A 17,703-nucleotide genomic window follows, 5' to 3' on the forward strand; every position below is an offset into this window, starting at 1 on the left:
ATCCGTCCTACGACGGCACTTCAAGAAGATCGTTCCGAAGAGACCCTTCCTCGAGAGAGAGGGAGTTTGAACCGCCCGGTTATCGCTATCGGCGTTTCTCGAGGGCGACGAAACGAGACGAGACCAGGAGTGTTACAAGCAGCGCGGCGAACGTCGCCGAGATCCCGAATCCGGGGATCGTGTCGTCGGCTTCGTCTCCGGATCCGTCGTTCGGTTTGTCGTCCGATCGGTCGTCCTCGCCCACACGATCGTCCCCATCGGCCTCGTCGGCAGAGTCGCGGCCGTCGGATTGGTCGTCCTGGCCGTCTGAATCGTTGGATCGGTCGTCCGTCCCGTCGGTGTCGTCCACATCGTCAGCGTCGTCCTCAGCGGAACTATCGCCCTGATCGTCTTGGCCGTCGGAACCGTCCGGTTCTTCGTCCGTCTCGGTCTCGTCGTCAGACACCTCGAGGGTCGCTCGCTGATCGCCAGCCGATAGAGTGTAGGTACCCGCCTTCTCGAACGTATGGGTCGCCGTCACCGTCTCAGAGCCGCCGGCGGAAACGGTGACAGACTCTTCGAAGACGACCGTGCCGTTGACCCGCAATTCGGCGACGTGATCCCCGGTAGCGTCGCCAACGTTCTCGAGGGAGACTAACACAGTCACGGTTTCGCCGGAACGGACGTTACTCGGCTGGATCTCGAGGTCGGTGACGACAATGTTGGCGCTTCCCGGGCTGAGATCTTCGCCGTCGGATCGGTCGTCGTCCTCAGAGTTGTCGTCGCCATCGTCGCTGGAGCTGTCATCGTCGTCGCTGTCGGTGCCATCATCTTCTCCCCCAGACGGCGTCGCGACCGTGAACGTGATCGTCTCCGTACGTCCGTTGCCCGCCGCGTCTGTGACAAACAACTCGAGTTCGTGACTCGAGCCGTCCACTAGTCCCGTCACCCGATACTCAACGTATTCGCTCGTGATCGTCGTGGCGTCGTCGAACGTGACGAGCGTGTCGTCGAAGATGACCACGGTTTCGCTCGCATCCACGCCGGTTCCCACGTCTTCGAACTCCATCCGGAGCGTCGTGGACGCAGTGCCGGCCGCAAACTCGTGCCCGTCAGTCGGGTTCGTCTCGGTGACGCCGGGAGGCGTCGCGTCCGTCGTGATCGCGCCGTACGTCGAGAAGTGCGTCACGTTCGCCACCCAGTAGTCGCCGGTCGTTCCATCGGGAAGGGTGACGTTCTCGACGGTGGTCGGGACAGCGGACCACGTTTTGTTGTCGTCGTCGAAGTGCCGGATGGTCACGTCGTCGACGCCGGTCCCCGGCCCGAGAAGCGCCTGGTCGACCGGGATGCCGACGACGGCGTGGCTGAGGTTGCCGGCGAGGCGGTTTTCGAGCGCCGCGTTCAGGAAGTTCACGCCCAACTGGTCGGAATCCAGCGGCTTGAGTGGTGTCGTGCTTTCCGTCATCGTGACGAACGTGTCAGTCACGGGCTGGTCCGTCGTGAACTCGACGAACAGCCCCGACGGCACCATCTTCAACAGGATGGTGTTGTTCCCGTCCGTATCTCCGGTCTGGAACTGGGCGGTCGCTTCGTCGGTCGCGCGATTCCCCGTGAGATCCAGCGCGGTCGCGGTGACGTTGTACTGGCCGTCTTCGGGCAGTGCGAAGGTCCCGGTCCAGGCGTCGTCCGATCCAGTCATGGCGACCGTCTCGTTCGTTCCGTCGGGCTGTTCGACCACGACCGACAGCGTGCCGTCCCGGAGCGGTTCGCTCGCGTCGACGGTGACGTTGCCGCTGGTCGCGTCCACCCGGTCGACAATAGCGGCGAGCTGAGGTGCGGTTCGATCGACGATGACCTCGTCTGTCGCCGCGACCGTCGCGCGGTTGCCGCTGTCGTCGACCGCCACGACGGAGACGCCGTACCGGCCGTCGGCGGCGATCGCGCCCGGGTCGAACGACGCGGTCCAGTTACCGCTGGTCGCGTCGAACAGCGCGGTCTCGGTCCGCCGGGCTGGCGAGGCCCGCGCGTCCAGTTCGATCCGGACGTACTGGACCGATCCGAGCGTGTCGGTGACGTTCACCGAGACGTCGATGTCGGTCGTGCCGTTCGCGTAGACCGTCGCTCCGTCACGTGACGAACTCGCGACGTCGATCGCGTGGACGGTCGGCGCGTCGTCGTCGTAGCCGGAGCCGACGAGCGACACGTCGACTGTCGTCTCGCCCGGGTCGTCGGAGTGGATCGTCACGGTGGCGTTCGCCGTCTCGAGTTCAGTCGGTGCGTACGCGACCGTGAAAACCTCGGTTTCGCCGTAGCCGAGTGTGGCCGTCTCGTTTCCGGCCGTGATCGCGTAGGCGTCCGCCTCGGGTCCGGCGAGCGTCACGTCCGAGAGCGTCAGATTCCGGTCGCCTACGTTGGCGACGGTGATCGTCTTCGTCCGGGTGCTTCCCACCGGCGTCGTCCCGAAGGCGAGCGTACTCGGCGTTACCGAGATCTCCGCGCCGACGGTGATAGAGGCGTCGACGACGGTGACCGTCACCGTCGAGTAGTCGGAGTAGGTTCCGTGTTCGTCGCGGATGAGGTAGCCGAAACTGTCGACGCCGACGAATCCGGGGTCGGGCGTGTAGGTGAAGCTCCCGTCGACCACGCCGGAGACCGTGCCGTGGGCGGGACTGCCGGTGTTCGTCGTGGTGATCACGTCACCGTCGAGATCGTAGTCGTTGGCGAGACGACCGGGCGCGGCAACATCGAGTACCCCACCCTGGAGCACTGCGTAGTGGTCCGGGACGGCGACCGGCGCCCGGTTGGGGTCCGGCACCACCTCGACGGTGACGGTCCCGTACGAGGAGTACGCGCCGTGTTCGTCCCGCATCAGGTAGACGAAGCTGTCAGTGCCGACGAACCCAGGATCGGGCGTGTAGGTGAAGCTCCCGTCGACGACGCCGGTGACCGTGCCGTTGTCGGGGCTCCCGGTGTTCGTCGTGGTGATCACGTCCCCGTCCGGATCGCGGTCGTTGGCGAGCCGCCCTGGCGCGTCGACGGTGAGCGTCTCTCCCTGGACCATCGAGTAGTGGTCGTCGACGGCGACCGGCGCCCGGTTTCCGTCCACGACCTCGACCGTGACGGTCCCGTACGAGGAGTACGCGCCGTGTTCGTCCCGGATGAGGTAGTCGAAGCTATCGGTACCCACGAACCCGGGGTCCGGGATGTAGGTGAAGCTCCCATCCACCACGCCGCTGACCGTGCCGTGGGTGGGACTTCCCGTGTTGGTCGTAGTGATGTCGTCCCCGTCGGGGTCGTAGTCGTTGGCCAACCGTCCCGGCGCGTCGATTGTCAGATTCTCGCCCTTCGCGATCGAGTAGTAGTCGTCGACGGCGATCGGTGCCTGGTTGGGGTCGGGGAGTACCTCGACGGTGACGGTCCCGTACGAGGAGTACGTGCCGTGTTCGTCTCGGATGAGGTACTGGAAGCTGTCGGTGCCGACGAACCCGGGATCGGGCGTGTAGGTGAAGCTTCCGTCCACCACGCCGCTGACCGTGCCGTTGTCGGGGCTGGCGGTGTTGGTCGTGGTGATGTCGTCCCCCTCGGGGTCGTAGTCGTTGGCGAGCCGCCCGGGGGCGTCGACCGTGAGTGCCTGTCCCTCGAGTGTCGTGTAGTGGTCGTCGACGGCGACCGGCGCCGTCGCGTTCGTGTCGAAGACTTCGACGGTGACGGTCCCGTACGAGGAGGACGTCCCATGTTCGTCACGCATCAGGTACTGGAAGCTGTCGGTGCCGACGAACCCGGGATCCGGTCTGTAGGTGAAGCTTCCGTCGACCACGCCGGTGACCGTGCCGTTTCCTGGGCTCCCGGTGTTGGTCGTGGTGATAGCGTCCCCGTCGGGATCGTAGTCGTTCGCGAGGCGACCGGGCGCGCTGACGGTCAGATTCTCTCCCTTCGCGATCGAGTAGTGGTCGTCGACGGCGATCGGCGCCCGGTTACCGTCGACGACCTCGACGGTGACGGTCCCGTACGAGGAGTACGTCCCGTGTTCGTCGCGGATGATGTAGTCGAACGAGTCGGTTCCCGCGAAGTCCGGATCGGGCCTGTAAGTGAAGCTCCCGTCGACCACGCCAGTGACCGTGCCGTGACTGGGACTCCCGGTGTTCGTCGTGGTGATGTCGTCCCCGTCGGGATCGTAGTCGTTCGCGAGCCGTCCCGGCGCGCTGACGGTCAGATTCTTGCCCTTCGCGATCGAGTAGTGGTCGTCGACGGCGACCGGCGCCTGGTTGGGATCGGGGAGTACCTCGACGGTGACGGTCCCGTACGAGGAGTACGCACCCTGTTCGTCACGCATCAGGTACTGGAAGCTGTCAGTGCCGACGAACCCAGGATCGGGCGTGTAGGTGAAGCTCCCGTCGACGACGCCGGTGACCGTGCCGTTTCCTGGGCTGGCGGTGTTGGTCGTGGTGATGTCGTCGCCATCGGGATCATAGTCGTTTTCCAGTCGGCCGGGGGCGCTTACGGTGAGCGTCTCTCCCTCGTAGACGGAGTAGTGGTCGTCGACGGCGACCGGCGCCCGGTTTCCGTCCACGACCTCGACCGTGACGGTCCCGTACGAGGAGTACGCGCCGTGTTCGTCGCGGATGAGGTACCGGAAGCTGTCTGTTCCCGTGAACCCGGGATCGGGCGTGTACGTGAAGCTCCCGTCGACCACGCCGGAGACCGTCCCGTTGTCGGGGCTGCCGGTGTTGGTCGTGGTGATGTCGTCCCCCTCGGGGTCGAAGTCGTTCGCGAGCCGTCCCGGCGCGTCGACGGTGAGTGCTTGTCCCTCGAACGTCGTGTAATGGTCGTCGACGGCGATCGGCGCCCGATTCTGCACCGTGTCGGTTCCGGTTCCCGAAAGCGCCACGTTCACCGTCGGCTCGTCGGTGTCGTCCGTCGAGAGTTCGAGGGTCGCGTCCGCTTGGCCGGTTGCCGCCGGCGCGAACTCGACGGCGACGGCGTGGGAATCACCGGCCCCGATCGTCGTCGCCCCGCCGCCGGACGTGACGGCGTAGGCGCCCGCATCGCCGCCGGTGAGCTGCGCGCCGTCGAAGGCGAGCGGTCCACCCCCGACGTTCGAGACGACAACGGTCGTCGTCGCGTTCGATCCGACCTCGACGTCGCCGAAGTCGTGGCCGGTCGGCGAGACGTCGACCTCCGGCTCACCGACGACCTTGGCCGTCAGCGAGACGTTGAAGCGCGGTTCGTCGGGATCGTCGCTTCGAATCTGCAGGGTGGCCGTCTTCGTACCGGGGGTCGTCGGTGCGGTGGAGACCGTGACCCAGCCGGAGTTGCCCGGCGAGAGGGAAACGTACGAGTCTGACTGGTCGTAGGTGATCGAGAACTCGTCGGCGTCCGGGCCGGCGAGGACGGAGTCCGACCAGTCGAGATCGGCCGTGCCGACGTTCTTCACCAGGAAGTCCTTCTGGACCCACTCGCCGTCGTCGACGGTGCCGTAGTCCCAGCTGCCCGGCGTGACCTCGACGTCGGGTTCGGGTTCGGTCGCGGTCACCGCGACCGGCGGCAGGTCCGCGATCGTGACGTCGTACGTTCCGGACGCCGAAAACGTGTGCGTGAATTCCACGGTCTCTCGTCCGTAGTAGCCGGGACTTATGGTGCCGGTGGCGGTGTCCGCGACGCTCCCGTCGACGGTCAGGTCGGCGGCGTACCCGCAGTCGACGTCGCCGAGGTTCTCGACGGTCGCGGAGACGGTGACCGATTCGCCGGCGGAGACGTTCGTGCTGGAGACCGTCAGTCCGGAGTACTCGAAGCTCGATTTCGGTTCTGCGGTCGTTCCGCCCGCGAGGGCGACGAGCGAGTGGGTGTAATCGTCGTTTTCCAGGCCGGTCGAGTAGAGCTGACCGTCGACGACGGCCGGCGTGAACGAGTGTTCACCGTACGCGTCGTATCGCCACACCAAATCGCCGGTATCGGCGTCGTACGCCCGGATGGCGCTGTCGGTCGTCGGCACGTACACGACCCCGTCCGCGTGGACTGGCGAGTACCTGGCGGCCGAGCAGAGCTGCGTGCTCCACAGCAGGTCGCCGCCGGTCGATCCGACCGTCGCGTCGACCGCCCGGACGGCCCCGTCGGCGGTGAAGAACAGCGTGTCGTTCGCCAGCGCGGGCGAGGCGCCCGTGTACCCGTCGACGTTCGCGGGCGTGTTCCAGATGGTGCTGCCGTCCGTCGCGTCGAGTGCGTAGAGGTTCGCGTCAGTGCTGTCCCACGTGGTGTCGTCGACGTAGACGACTCCATCTTCGACGACTGGTGAGTGAAGGCTCGATCCGGAGCCGGCGACCGGTTCGCTCCACTCGACGCCGCCGGTTGCCGCGTCCAGCGCGTAGATGTACCCGTCGTCGCTCGTGACGTAGACAGTGCCGTTCTCGACTGCGGGCGTGACACCCATCCCGTAGCTAGAACTCGAGCGGGTGAACGTCCACAGGACCTCCCGCGTGGTCGCGTTCAGGGCGTGTAGGGTGCCGGAGTATCCGCCGTCAACGTACACGTCCCCGGCGACGTAGGCGACGTCGTCCACGACAGTGATGCCGCCGACGTCCCGCAGTTCTGTGTAGGTCCAGAGACGCTCGCCGGTCGTCGCATCAAACTGGTAGACGCGACCGCTTCCATCGGCGGTGTAGAGGTAGCTGCCCGCGTAGGTCGGTGCGACCTCGACGTCACGCTCGGTCGGGTACTCCCAGCGCAATGAGCCGTCGGTCGCATTGAAGGCGTAAATCGCTTCGTCGCCGCCGTCGTACCCGCCGGCGAAGACGGTGTCCTCGGCCAGCGTCGGACCGCTAGTCCACTCGGAGGAGTGGTTCACAGCCCAGAACACGGTGTCGTCGCCGACAGCGGTCGGCGCGCCGGTCCCCGTGTAGTTGCCGGTGTTCCCGGCATCGAAGCTCTCCTTCGGCCAGGAGTCGACGTCTGGCTCGAGGTCGCGCGGCCCGCCGAGGTTGAAGACGGTGCCGTCGTCGGCGTCGCCGACGTGGACCGTCTGGGTGCCGGCGCGGTCGTACTTGTGCAGATTCATCGCGCCGACGTCGTCGTCCTCGTTGCCGTCCCCATCGTTGAGGGGCACGAGGAAGAACACGAAGTCGTCACGAACGTCAAGGCGCACCGTCCAGGTGATCGTCGTGCTCTCTCCGGGAGCGAGCGTCCCCCTACGGGTAGCGTAGTTCCAGAAGTGGCGATCGCCGTGATTGTCCGGCGCAACGTCGAGCTCGACGTCGTAGTTCCGGGTGTACGCGCCGTGATTGGTCGCCGTCGCGGTGACGGTGACGTTCTCGCCCTCGCCGATTTCGTACGAGTCGACCGTGAGCTCGGTGTACTCGATGAGACCGCCCTCGCGGACGACCCGGAAGTCGTTCGCCGAGGTCGATTCGGCGTAGGTGATCATCGTCCCGTTGGCCACCACCTGCGCGGTGCCGCGCCCTCGGGAGTAGAAGTCGGTCTCGGTGTACGTCTCGCCTGTCTCAGCGTCGTAGACGAAGGTGTAGTCCCCATCGGCGTCGCCGGCGTAGAGCAGCCCGCCGACCGCGAACTGCGTGCTCAGGAGCGGGGTGGACCGGTTCCAGACGACGTCGCCCGACGTGGGATCCAGCCGGTAGAGGTGGCCGATACTGCTAGTGGTAGTCGGGACGTCGATCCGCTGGCTGACGAAGATTCCGTCGTCGGTGACGGTCGGACTGTCGAGCCTCCAGCCGTTGGCCTCGTCCGCACGATAGGTCGGGCTGAACGACCAGCGCTCGGTTCCGTCCGAGAGGTCGAACGCGTGGAGCACCTCGATAGGATCGCCGTCCTGCTGGTGATCCTCCGAGATCACGTAGACCGTCCCGTTTCGGATCACCGGGGGCTCCTGGACGTCGATCATCAGTCCGCTAGTCGACCACTCGTGACCACCCGCCGCGTTCAGGACGACGAGACGGTCGTCGTACGTCGAACCGGTGCTACTGTCGTAGTCCTCGTCCGCGAGCGTCACGACGACCATCCCGTCTGCCGCCGTCGCGTAGTAGAAGAGCTCCGACTCCCTGTCGGCCTTCACCTGGTAGTCCCAGCTCGTCGCCCCAGTGTCGGCGTCGAAGGCGATCAGTGACGCGTTCGAGTCGCCGTACGAATCTTCCGGGATGCCGCCTGCAACGTACACCTGTCCGTCGGCGATGACGGGCCCCTGATCGACGGTACCGAGCGTCTTGTTCAGCGTGAAGTCACGACTCCACTCCTCGGTCCCGTCCGAGCGATTCAGCGCGAACAGCGAGTTGTCGTGGACGGCCGGGCCCTCCCCGTCGAAGTTCATCGGCCGCGTGAATAGGTACACCGTGTCCCCATCGACGGTCGCCGATCCGGCGGCTGCCCGATCGCGTGCCGAGACGTTGAACTCCCACTCGAGCGTGCCGGTCGCCTCGTCGTAGGCGGCCAGCGTGTAGACGGTTCTCGACGGAGAGTACAGCCTCTGTTCCTGGACGACGAACACGCTCCCGTTCGCGATTACCGGCCGCGCGTCATCGTCGAAGTACGTGAGGTTCCAGGCCTCCTGGGCGTTTCGCATCGGCCCGACGGTGTCGGGGTTGTCGCCCGTTCGTCCGCTATCAAAGCCGACGGACGGCCAGTTGTCGCTCTGCACAGGCGTCTCGACCGCGATGGTCACTGGATCGACCGTGGGATCGCTCTCGAGTGGCCGCTTCACGGAGATGTCCCACGATCCAGAGGAATATACCGTGCCGACGAAGGTGAGTTCGCGTGACTCGCCGGGAGCGAGCGTCCCGTTCGTCCGATCGATCGCTCGCCAGTCCGCGTTCAGTGGCGGGTCGGCCATCAGAGAGGAGTCGTAGGTCCGGGTCTCGTCGTCGACGTTAGTCACGTTGACCGTCGCCGTAAACGACTCACCCGGTTCGACTTTGGTCGCGGAGAGCGCGAAGTCGGAGAACTGGAACGGCGGTTCCTCGAGGGCGTAGACGCGCGAGTAGTCGGTGTTCGTGTCTTCGGTATCGATGACGTGAACGTAGAGCCGGTCGTCGGCGACGGCGGGGGTCATCGCCCACCCCTCGAGGCGGTATTCCCACAGCTCGGTTCCGGTCGCGCCGTCGAGGCCGACGAGGAAACCTCGGTCGTTGACGGCATAGACGGTTCCGTCCGCGACCGCGGGCGAACGTGTGTGCATGCCCTCGTAGTGCAGCCCATATTCGATACTCCCTGCGAAGCGGTGTAGCCACTCCCGTTGACCTGTGGTCTCGTCGAGTGCGTGAATGGTGTTGCCCGCTGCGAGGTAGACGTACCCGTCGGCGACCGCTGTACCCCGCGGCTGAGTGTTGACGTCGAATATCCACTCAACGTGCCCGTCGGTGGCATTCAGTTTGTAGAACTTCGGATCGTAGGTTTCGTCTCCAGTACCGACGAACACCGAGTCATCGGCTACCGTCGGTTGCATCGATAGCTCCCCTTCCATCTCGAAGCGCCATTCCTCGCTGCCGTCGCTTGCGCTCAGTGCGTAAACGGCGTAGTCACGATCGTTCACCTGGCCTGTCGCGTAGATCATCCCGCCGGCTGCCGACAGGCTGCCGGTAACGTCCTCGTTGACGTCGACAGACCACAGTTGTTCGCCCGTCTGGAGATCGTAGGCGTAGAGGTACTCTCCCCGGGTAGCGTAAAATGTTCCGTCGAAGGCGACTGTCGCGTCGGCTTCGAAGTTAGATACGTTCCAGCGTTCGGTGCCGTTGGTCGCGTGGTAGCCACGGATCCAGTCGCCATCCGAATAACTGGTCGCGGTGGTGACCACCACATCCTGAGTGGCCGTCACCGACCTGATGCTGGGTTCGCTCACGTTCCAGACTTCCTCACCGGTGTCGTTGTCGATCGCTCGAAGGCTGTCTTCCCCCGGGACGTACACGTGGCCGGCTGCGACGACAACCGGGATATCGATGACGTCGTCCGTGAACTCGTACACCCAGCGGGCATCGGGGTCGGTCGTCGGCCCAGATGCGTTCGGGTTGTGTCCAGAGCGACCCGAATCTCGGCCGTCGGTTCCCCAGTCGCCAGCGTCGAGTATCGATACAGAGTCGACGTGGTCGACAATTGCCGAGGTCCCGAGCGACGCTATTTCGCCATCGTTCCCGCCGAAGATGGCGTTCCCATCGACGGTTTCGACTGTCGATTCTACTCGCCCTATCTGGCTGGTCGCAAGATCAGTCCGATCGAATTGCTCAATTATCACTGGCCTCGACTCGTCCGAATACGAGTCACCGTCACCAGTCAATGCGAGTGCCGTAGGCCCCGTGGCAATGGTCGAAAGTACGACCAGCACTGCTATCACTCCCCCCAACAGTCGTTGCATACGATACGTGCGAAGGGTGAATTATCTATACTCACCTCCTGATTGGATTTCACTCCCTGAAAAGACTTTATACCATGAATATGATATACTACTAATGGATGCTCGTTCGGTCGAAGCGAACACCGAGGACGTGCTCGTCGAACTGATCCGGCGGCACGACGTTTTCGACGTGCTGGCCGACGAACCCCTCGAGAAACCTGAACTTGCCGCAGCGCTCGAGGTTTCGCCGGCGACTGCCCATCGGATTCTCACGTCCTTTCGAGAGAAGAACTGGATCGAGCGGACGGCTCAAGGCTACGCGCTGACCCCGTTCGGCAAGGCGCTGGGACGAGCCACCGCGACTTACCGATCGACGGTCGCCGAGACGCACCGACTGGCTCCACTGTACGACGTGGTCACGGCCGCCGCGTCATCGGAACCGATCGACTTCGCGTGGTTCGACGACGCGACCGTCACCACCGTCGAACCCCACGATCCGTACCGCCCGCTGAATCGGTTCATCGAATTGCTCGAGGCCACCTCCTCGATCCGCGGCATCGACACGACGTCGGTTTCGCCCACGTACGTCGAGGACGTCTACGACCGTATCGCGGACGGATTGCCAGTCGAACTCGTCTACGACCAGGCGGTCGTCGAACGGCTGGCGACCGAGTACACCGATCTTGCAACCGACGCGTTCGACCGGGACAACTTCACGCTCTGGGTCCGCGAGGAGGTCCCGTTCGGCCTCGCGCTGTTCGACGACCGGGTCGGAATCGGAGGGTACGACGACGAGACGGGGCTCCTCGAGGTGTTCGTCGACACCGATAACGAAGACGCGTACGCATGGGGAGAACAGTTGTTCGAGCTCTATCGGGAAGATGCGGACCGCCTCGTCTGAATTGTCTCCACAAGCGACTCGAGCCTTCCTCCCAGACCACTACGTATCGACTGAGACTAGCGCCAGCTCGAAGGACCGCTCGCCGTTCTCGTCGTAGTAGACGGTGTACGGCGCCAGTCCGAGGTCCGGTGCGAAACACCCCTCGTGGACGGTTCGCCCGTCGACCTCCGTGACGGAAGCGTAGCACTCGACGCCCGCGTACGTCCGCCGCTCGATGATCGCGAATCGCATCGAGCCGTCCGGCGAGGAGTACGACCACTCGTCCCCGACCGAGAGCGTGCGCCCCTCGTAGTACCCCATCGTGGGCGAGAAGAGCGTCGCGAGGACGAACGTGCCCGCTGGCGTGAGGATCAGGTCGCTCTGGAGGTCCTCCTTCGTCCCGCTGACGGTCGTCTCGAACTGAGTTTCTGCTGTTTCGTACTCGAGCGTGACCGTGGCCTCCTCGTCAGTCACGTCGGTGACGTCCCAGACGAGCGTTCCCGCACCCTCGTCGGCCGAGTAGGTCTCGTAGGTGTAGGTGATCGGGCGGTCGAACTCGAAGGGGTTCCAGGACGCGTCGCCCGGATCACCGGTCTGTGAGCGATCGCTCGAGTCAGTTCCGCTATCGGTTCCGTCGCTGTCGCCGCCGTCGTCACCGTCCTCGTCGGCTTCTACGTCCCCGATCGGTACGTCGTCGAGACAGCCGCCGAGAACGAGGGCCGCGGTGACGCCCGCAGTCCGAAGCAGTCGTCGCCTCGAGAGGCCGCGATTCGCGCGTAATTGCATCGACCGATCGTTGGCGTCCGACGGTATTGTACTCACTCGGTGAGACGAATTCACGACGTGAACGGGGGGTGAGAACGGTACGGTGTGAGCGAAGAGCGGGGACGAAACGACCGAAAAGCGCGAGTGTCTGCCCGATCGCGGCTCGAGAATCTCAGAGAGTGGGATCGGCGTCCCTCAAATCGACTGCTGGACGTGAACGAAACGCGGGAAAATCAGCGATTCAGTCGACGAAGTCGATGTCGTCGCCCTCGGGCTGGACGGCCTCGCCGTCCGGCCGGCCGTAGATCTGTGGCGATTCGACGCCGGTGACGACGATCATGGTACGCATCGATCCCTCGAGGGTCTCGTCGATCGAGGTCCCCCAGATGATGCGGGCGTCGGGGTCGATCCGGTCGTAGATCTCTTCGACGACGCCCTCGGCCTCCTCGATGGACATGTCGTTGCCACCGGTGACGTTGACGAGTGCGGAGTTCGCGCCGGAGATGTCGACGTCGAGCAGGGGCGAGCGGAGGGCGGTCTTCACGGAGTCCTCGGCTTTCGCCTCGGAGTCGGACTCGCCGAGACCGATCATGGCGACGCCGCCGCGCTCCATTACGGTGCGAACGTCGGCAAAGTCGAGGTTGACCAGGCCGGGTTTGGTGATGAGTTCGGTGATGCCTTTGACCGAGCGCATCAGGACCTCGTCGCTGACCTTGAACGCCTGACGGACGGGCAGTTTACCGACCGAGTCGAGCAGTCGGTCGTTCGGAACGACGATGACGGTGTCGGAGACGTCCCGCAGACGCTCGAGGCCGGCCTCGGCGTTGGTCCGTCGAACCTCGCCCTCCGCGGTGAAGGGCGTCGTGACGATCGAAATCGTCAGCGCGCCGGATTCGCGGGCCGCCTTCGCGACCACGGGGGCGGAGCCGGTACCGGTGCCGCCGCCGAGACCGGCGGTGACGAACACCATGTCGGCGCCGTCGATGGCGTCGTAGATGTCCTGCTGGCTCTCGAGGGCGGCCTCCTCGCCAACCTGTGGGAGCGAGCCGGCACCGCGGCCGGAGGTCTTCTGCTCGCCCATCAGGATCTTGGTGTCGGCCTCAATCTCGACGAGATGCTGGACATCGGTATTGGCGGCGACCAGTTTCGCGCCGTGGATGCCCTCCTCGTTCATCCGATCGACGGTGTTGCCGCCCGCACCGCCGCAGCCGACGACCGTAATGTTCGTCTGGAGGTCGTCGAGCACGTCGAGCAGTTCGTCGTCGGTCATCGTTCCGGAGTTCGCGCCAGCGTCGGCCCCGCCCTGGTGGGGTTCCTCGGCCCCGGGGACGCCCTCGGTGGCGTCCTCCTCGGCCTCGTCGATGGCATTTTCGACAATTGAGTCCATTCTTGTTCCGTTCTAGAAGATGGAGTATTATTATCTTTCCCCCACGCGTCAGTCAGACGTCAGACATAGTAATGGATTCTTACAGGTGGTCGAAGTATCACCGACGTATCGACAGCAGAAATTTCGTAATCGATCGTTACTTCTCGTCCTCGAGACGGTTCCACGGGAACGATTTGCTCCGTTCTCGAGACACGTCCTCGGCCCGGACGGTCGTCCCGTCGACGGTCACGTCTTCACCCGCTGACAGTCGTCCGAACTTCGGGCCTTCCTGGACGCCCGCCTCGCGAGCGAGCGCCGGGTCGAAGGCGACCTCGCGGACGACCACTGCTCGCTCGTTGAACTCGACGGTCTCGTAGCGGTCCTCGAGCACCGCTGCGGCCGTCCGAACGATGGACTCGAGCGGGTCCTCACCACCTGGGCCGGTAGTTGGGAAGGCGGCTCGTCCCCCGACTCGGCTCCCGCCGTTTCGCGTCTCGAACGCGACTGCAGTGGACTCGAGGGCAACTCGAACGGCCTCTGCGTCGACGGCTTCCGCGGCCTCGAGCAGTTCCGTAGGCAGGTCGGCGACCGCGAAGTCGGCTGTGTGACGGGAACCGAACCGGACGCCGTCGTCGACGGTCCCGAGCCGAGACTCGACGGCGTCGACGAGGTCCAGAGGTCGGTCTCCGACCTCCCGAAGCCAGGTTTCGCTCACGACGCGGTAGCCGAGGTCCTCGATCGTGACCTCGAGGCCGGGCCACTCGCCATCGACGACGGCGCGGTCGGCGTCGCTCGCGGCGAACGCCGCCTCGATCACCTCGCGGTGGTCGGTCGGGTCGCCCATCGCCTCGAGCGCCCAGTCGGCGGCGACGTGGCCGACGCGCCAGGGGGTCTCGCGGACGATCCGTTCGAACCGAGGGACGTAGTGATTGCCGCCGAAGCCGACGAAGGTCCGTCGCCGGTGCGAGGCGACGTCCCGCAACTCGAGAATCGCCTTCGCGACGGCACGGGCACCCTCCGGGTCGTCCCACTGCGCGTCGTCGCTTCCCAGTTCCGCGAACAGCGAGGGACAGTCGACATCGGTCGGCCCGTGGTGGGTGCACTCGAGGCCGGTGTCGTACCCTTCGGGCGCGTAGCGGTCGAACGCCTCGAGGAGTTCGGCGAGAGCGTTCGGAGCCGCCTCGGCGACGGCGTCCGACTCGCCGCCAAACTCCGCAGGGCCGAAGTTGCCGGTGGAGTGGGCCGTCAGCAGCGGGCCGGTGTTCCCGGAGTGGCGCGAGGCGAAGACGAGCAGGTCAGGTTCGGGGTCGGCGTCGAAAGCGTCGACGGGGCGCTCGAGGTCCAGGTGGAGGGCGTCGAACGACCGCAACTCGGCGCCGTCGGTGCGATAGTAGGTGCCGCCGCCCTCGGCGTCGGGCGTCTCCGGGTCGACGCGTTCCTCCCAGTCACCCAGCTCGCGAAGGTGCGAGCAGATGTGACTCGAGGCGCGGTCGGCACGACTCTCGACGATGGCGATCACGGTGGGTCGTCGGCCGCGGGGGACCGAATAGACTCCGTTTTCGATACGAGAGTTCGCACTGCGAACCGCACGTGCTATCGGCGGGCCGGAAGACGGTTTCGTGGGTCAAACACGGTACCTGGAACTGGGGTGGATCGATGACGTTCGTCACTTGCGCAACATATTTCCTTCGGAGTATCCGTATCGTTAATGTGAACGCCGTAACTCGCCTCTACAGGCGCATCGACGAGTGGGCGAAGGGACTCTCTCGCGTAGGGTATGCAGCCTTGCTGGGGACGTCGGCAGGTGGCGGCGTTCTCGTGGTCGGAATCACGTTGAGTGACGAGTTCCTCCTCGTTCAGGCACTCACGATGGGACTCGTGATGTTCTCTTTGGAGTGCGTGTTTGGGAAATACCAGACGACTGGAGAGTGAAGGAACTGGAATCCGTGGCGGAATCGACGCGCGGTTCGTCACCCGATGGCCGCGAGTCGCAGGCGGCGGGTTGGTGCGAGAATGGTTCCGGGCGCCGTTAAGACCGGCTCAGGGCTCGAGGTCGACGGTCAGGTCGGTCGCGATCCAGGCGTCGGTGTTGTTCCACTCGGTGAAGACGGCCTTGCCAGGGCGGGTTTCGTGACACGTCACGAGGCAGTCGGTGTCTGCACTGTCGGAGCGCTCGAGGGTGGATTCCGAGTCGTGCTGCACGGGAACGTCCATTACCAGGTGTTAGGTGAGCCTAAACCTAAATACGTTTTGGTCGGCCTAAGTTTGGCTCGTCGAACGCGCCCGCGGACTTTTCACCTCCGAGGGTGAACGAGCGGATATGCCCAACGAAACGCCCGACATCGCCCCCGTCGTCGAGGAGACGGCCACCGACATCGCCGACATGGAGGTTCGCGGCGCGGCGACCATCGCCGACGCCGCGGCGGCCGCCCTCGCCGCCCAGGCCCAGCGCTCCGAGGCGGACTCGTCGGAGGCATTCCGCGAGGAACTCGAGGCCGCGGCCTCGGCGCTGTACGAGACCAGACCGACTGCGGTGAGTCTGCCAAACGCTCTGCGGTACGTCCTCCGCGGGGTCGAGGGCGAAACCGTCGAGGCCATGCGCGAGTCGACGGTCGCTCGCGCGGAGGCCTTCCGGGAGGACCTCGAGCAGGCCCAGGAGACCCTCGGCGAGGTCGGCGCAAACCGACTTCGCGACGGCGACGTCGTCATGACTCACTGCCACTCGACGGACGCGCTCGCCTGCGTCGAGGCGGCCATCGAGGACGGCAAGGAGATCGAGGCGATCGTTAAGGAGACCCGGCCACGCCTCCAGGGGCACATCACCGCGAGCGAGTTGCGCTCGATGGGCGTCCCCGTCACGCTAATCGTCGACAACGCCGCCAGGCGGTATCTGGACGAGGCCGACCACGTGCTCGTCGGGGCCGACAGCATCGCCGCCGACGGCAGCGTCATCAACAAAATCGGCACCAGCGGCCTGGCCGTCAACGCCCGCGAGCGCGGCGTTCCCGTGATGGTCGCCGCCCAGTCGATCAAACTCCACCCCGACACGATGACGGGCCACACCGTCGAGATCGAGATGCGCGACGAACGGGAGGTGCTCGAGGAGACGGCCTACGCGGACGTCGCGGCCGACGGCGACGTACCCGACGACGGCCTCACCGTCGAGAACCCGGCATTCGACGTGACCCCGCCCCGTCACGTCGACGCCATCGTCACCGAGCACGGACAGTACCCGCCCGAGAGCATCGTGATGCTCATGCGCGACCTCTTCGGCGAGACGACGACCGATCCCTGGGCGGTCTGAGGCCGCGCTACGGCCGAACGTCGTCGATAACCGGAAATTGTTTCACGTTGGTCTGTCCCAGTAGTGCTATGGTAGTACCCGAGGGATTCGTCTTGCCGCCGTGGTACGTGGTGGTACCGCTGGCGGTGGTGCTTCTGGGAACCGTGGCGCTCCTGTGGGTGCTGGCGCCGCCGGTGACCGACGAAACGGTGATGGCGTTCGTCCCGTGGATGATGCTGGGGTCGACGCTGTATGTCCTGTACCAGCTCGAGCAATTTCCCGCGAGCCTCGAGGCGCTGTTCAGCGCCCCGACGGTGTACGTAACGACGGCGGCGGTCGCCGGCTTGACCTGGATCGCCGGGAGCTTTCTGTACGCCGCCGGCCTCCAACGATCGATCGAACGCTTCGTCGGCATCGTCGGGACCGGCTTCGCCGTCGTCTTCGCTACGTTTACCGTCTTAATTGGCTGGCAGATGGGAACCTTCGAACCCTTCTGGCCGGTGATCACCGTCGTCGTCACCGGCGTCGTCGCCGCCATCGCCTGGGTGGCCCTCAGCCTCTGGCGGACCGACGTCGCGGCCGTGACGGGGGTGACCGGCGCACTGGTTGTCTTCGCCCACGCCCTCGACGGCGTGTCGACGGCGATCGGCTACGACGTCCTCGGCGTCACCGAGGACGTACCCGCCTCGGCGTTCATCCTCGAGGTGGGTGAGATGCTCCCGACGGCGGGGTACATCGGCGGTGGCTGGCTGTTCGTCCTCGTGAAGGTCGTCCTCGCGCTGATCATCGTCTCGCTGTTCGAGGAGTACGTTCGCGAGGAGCCGCGACAGGCCCGGATCGTCCTCGGGTTGATCGCGGCCGTGGGGCTCGGCCCCGGCGTCCACAATATCCTCCTGTTTGCCGTGGGCGTGGGGGCGTGAGAGCGGGTTGACTCGAGTAGTGAGAAGAGTCCGACGATCGCTCGAGTAACTGAGAGAACCCGACAACTGCTCGAGTAGTGTGAAGAGCCCGCCGACTACCCGAGTTATCGAGAAAACCCGCCAACTGCTCGCACATCGAGAGGAGACGACAACGTTTTTTGACCGGCTCTCGTCTCTCCGCCA

At 65.2% G+C, this 17,703-nt stretch carries 9 protein-coding genes; 4 read left to right on the forward strand and 5 right to left on the reverse strand.

The window, feature by feature from the left end; all coding sequences use genetic code 11:
• Positions 1–85 precede the first annotated feature (85 nt).
• Positions 86–10,207: an Ig-like domain-containing protein gene (locus tag NGM29_RS17150; protein ID WP_254157968.1), complete on the reverse strand. Its 10,122-nt coding sequence runs from the start codon at positions 10,205–10,207 to the stop codon at positions 86–88.
• 214 nt (positions 10,208–10,421) lie between these two features.
• On the opposite strand from NGM29_RS17150, the gene NGM29_RS17155 reads away from it, so the two are divergent.
• On the forward strand, positions 10,422–11,207 hold the full coding sequence (locus NGM29_RS17155; RefSeq protein WP_254157970.1) for a helix-turn-helix transcriptional regulator: 786 nt from the start codon (positions 10,422–10,424) through the stop codon (positions 11,205–11,207).
• Positions 11,208–11,246: 39 nt separating this feature from the next.
• On the opposite strand, the gene NGM29_RS17160 is transcribed toward NGM29_RS17155, so the two are convergent.
• The 3 genes from NGM29_RS17160 to NGM29_RS17170 form a co-directional block, all read right to left on the reverse strand.
• Positions 11,247–11,972 (reverse strand): hypothetical protein, encoded by a 726-nt coding sequence (locus NGM29_RS17160; RefSeq protein ID WP_254157972.1) that lies wholly within the window; start codon positions 11,970–11,972, stop codon positions 11,247–11,249.
• 220 nt (positions 11,973–12,192) lie between these two features.
• Positions 12,193–13,338 carry a cell division protein FtsZ gene (gene ftsZ / locus NGM29_RS17165; protein WP_254157974.1) on the reverse strand — a complete coding sequence of 382 codons (1,146 nt, stop codon included), beginning with the start codon at positions 13,336–13,338 and terminating at the stop codon, positions 12,193–12,195.
• A gap of 136 nt (positions 13,339–13,474) precedes the next feature.
• Positions 13,475–14,836, reverse strand: a complete 1,362-nt coding sequence (locus tag NGM29_RS17170; protein ID WP_254157976.1) for a D-aminoacyl-tRNA deacylase — start codon at positions 14,834–14,836, stop codon at positions 13,475–13,477.
• Positions 14,837–14,973: 137 nt separating this feature from the next.
• On the opposite strand from NGM29_RS17170, the gene NGM29_RS17175 reads away from it, so the two are divergent.
• The gene (locus tag NGM29_RS17175; RefSeq protein ID WP_254157978.1) at positions 14,974–15,249 is read left to right on the forward strand and encodes a hypothetical protein; all 276 of its coding nucleotides are present in this window, start codon (positions 14,974–14,976) and stop codon (positions 15,247–15,249) included.
• A 108-nt stretch (positions 15,250–15,357) separates the two neighbouring features.
• Here the strand turns inward: NGM29_RS17175 and NGM29_RS17180 are convergent, their stop codons facing one another.
• Positions 15,358–15,531: a hypothetical protein gene (locus NGM29_RS17180; protein ID WP_254157980.1), complete on the reverse strand. Its 174-nt coding sequence runs from the start codon at positions 15,529–15,531 to the stop codon at positions 15,358–15,360.
• A 106-nt stretch (positions 15,532–15,637) separates the two neighbouring features.
• On the opposite strand from NGM29_RS17180, the gene NGM29_RS17185 reads away from it, so the two are divergent.
• Together NGM29_RS17185 and NGM29_RS17190 are read left to right on the forward strand one after the other, a co-directional pair.
• A complete protein-coding gene (locus NGM29_RS17185; RefSeq protein ID WP_254157981.1) occupies positions 15,638–16,621 on the forward strand; it encodes a ribose 1,5-bisphosphate isomerase in 984 nt (327 codons plus the stop codon).
• Positions 16,622–16,689: 68 nt separating this feature from the next.
• Positions 16,690–17,520: a DUF63 family protein gene (locus NGM29_RS17190; protein ID WP_254157983.1), complete on the forward strand. Its 831-nt coding sequence runs from the start codon at positions 16,690–16,692 to the stop codon at positions 17,518–17,520.
• Positions 17,521–17,703 lie beyond the last annotated feature (183 nt).

Source organism: Natronosalvus rutilus, assembly GCF_024204665.1.
GTDB lineage: Archaea > Halobacteriota > Halobacteria > Halobacteriales > Natrialbaceae > Natronosalvus > Natronosalvus rutilus.

Coding starts and splice junctions, on each gene's coding strand:
- ftsZ (WP_254157974.1), bottom strand. CDS start 13,338: ATGGACTCAATTGTCGAAAATGCCATCGACGAGGCCGAGGAGGACGCC.
- NGM29_RS17175 (WP_254157978.1), top strand. CDS start 14,974: ATGACGTTCGTCACTTGCGCAACATATTTCCTTCGGAGTATCCGTATC.
- NGM29_RS17160 (WP_254157972.1), bottom strand. CDS start 11,972: ATGCAATTACGCGCGAATCGCGGCCTCTCGAGGCGACGACTGCTTCGG.
- NGM29_RS17180 (WP_254157980.1), bottom strand. CDS start 15,531: ATGGACGTTCCCGTGCAGCACGACTCGGAATCCACCCTCGAGCGCTCC.
- NGM29_RS17185 (WP_254157981.1), top strand. CDS start 15,638: ATGCCCAACGAAACGCCCGACATCGCCCCCGTCGTCGAGGAGACGGCC.
- NGM29_RS17155 (WP_254157970.1), top strand. CDS start 10,422: ATGGATGCTCGTTCGGTCGAAGCGAACACCGAGGACGTGCTCGTCGAA.
- NGM29_RS17190 (WP_254157983.1), top strand. CDS start 16,690: ATGGTAGTACCCGAGGGATTCGTCTTGCCGCCGTGGTACGTGGTGGTA.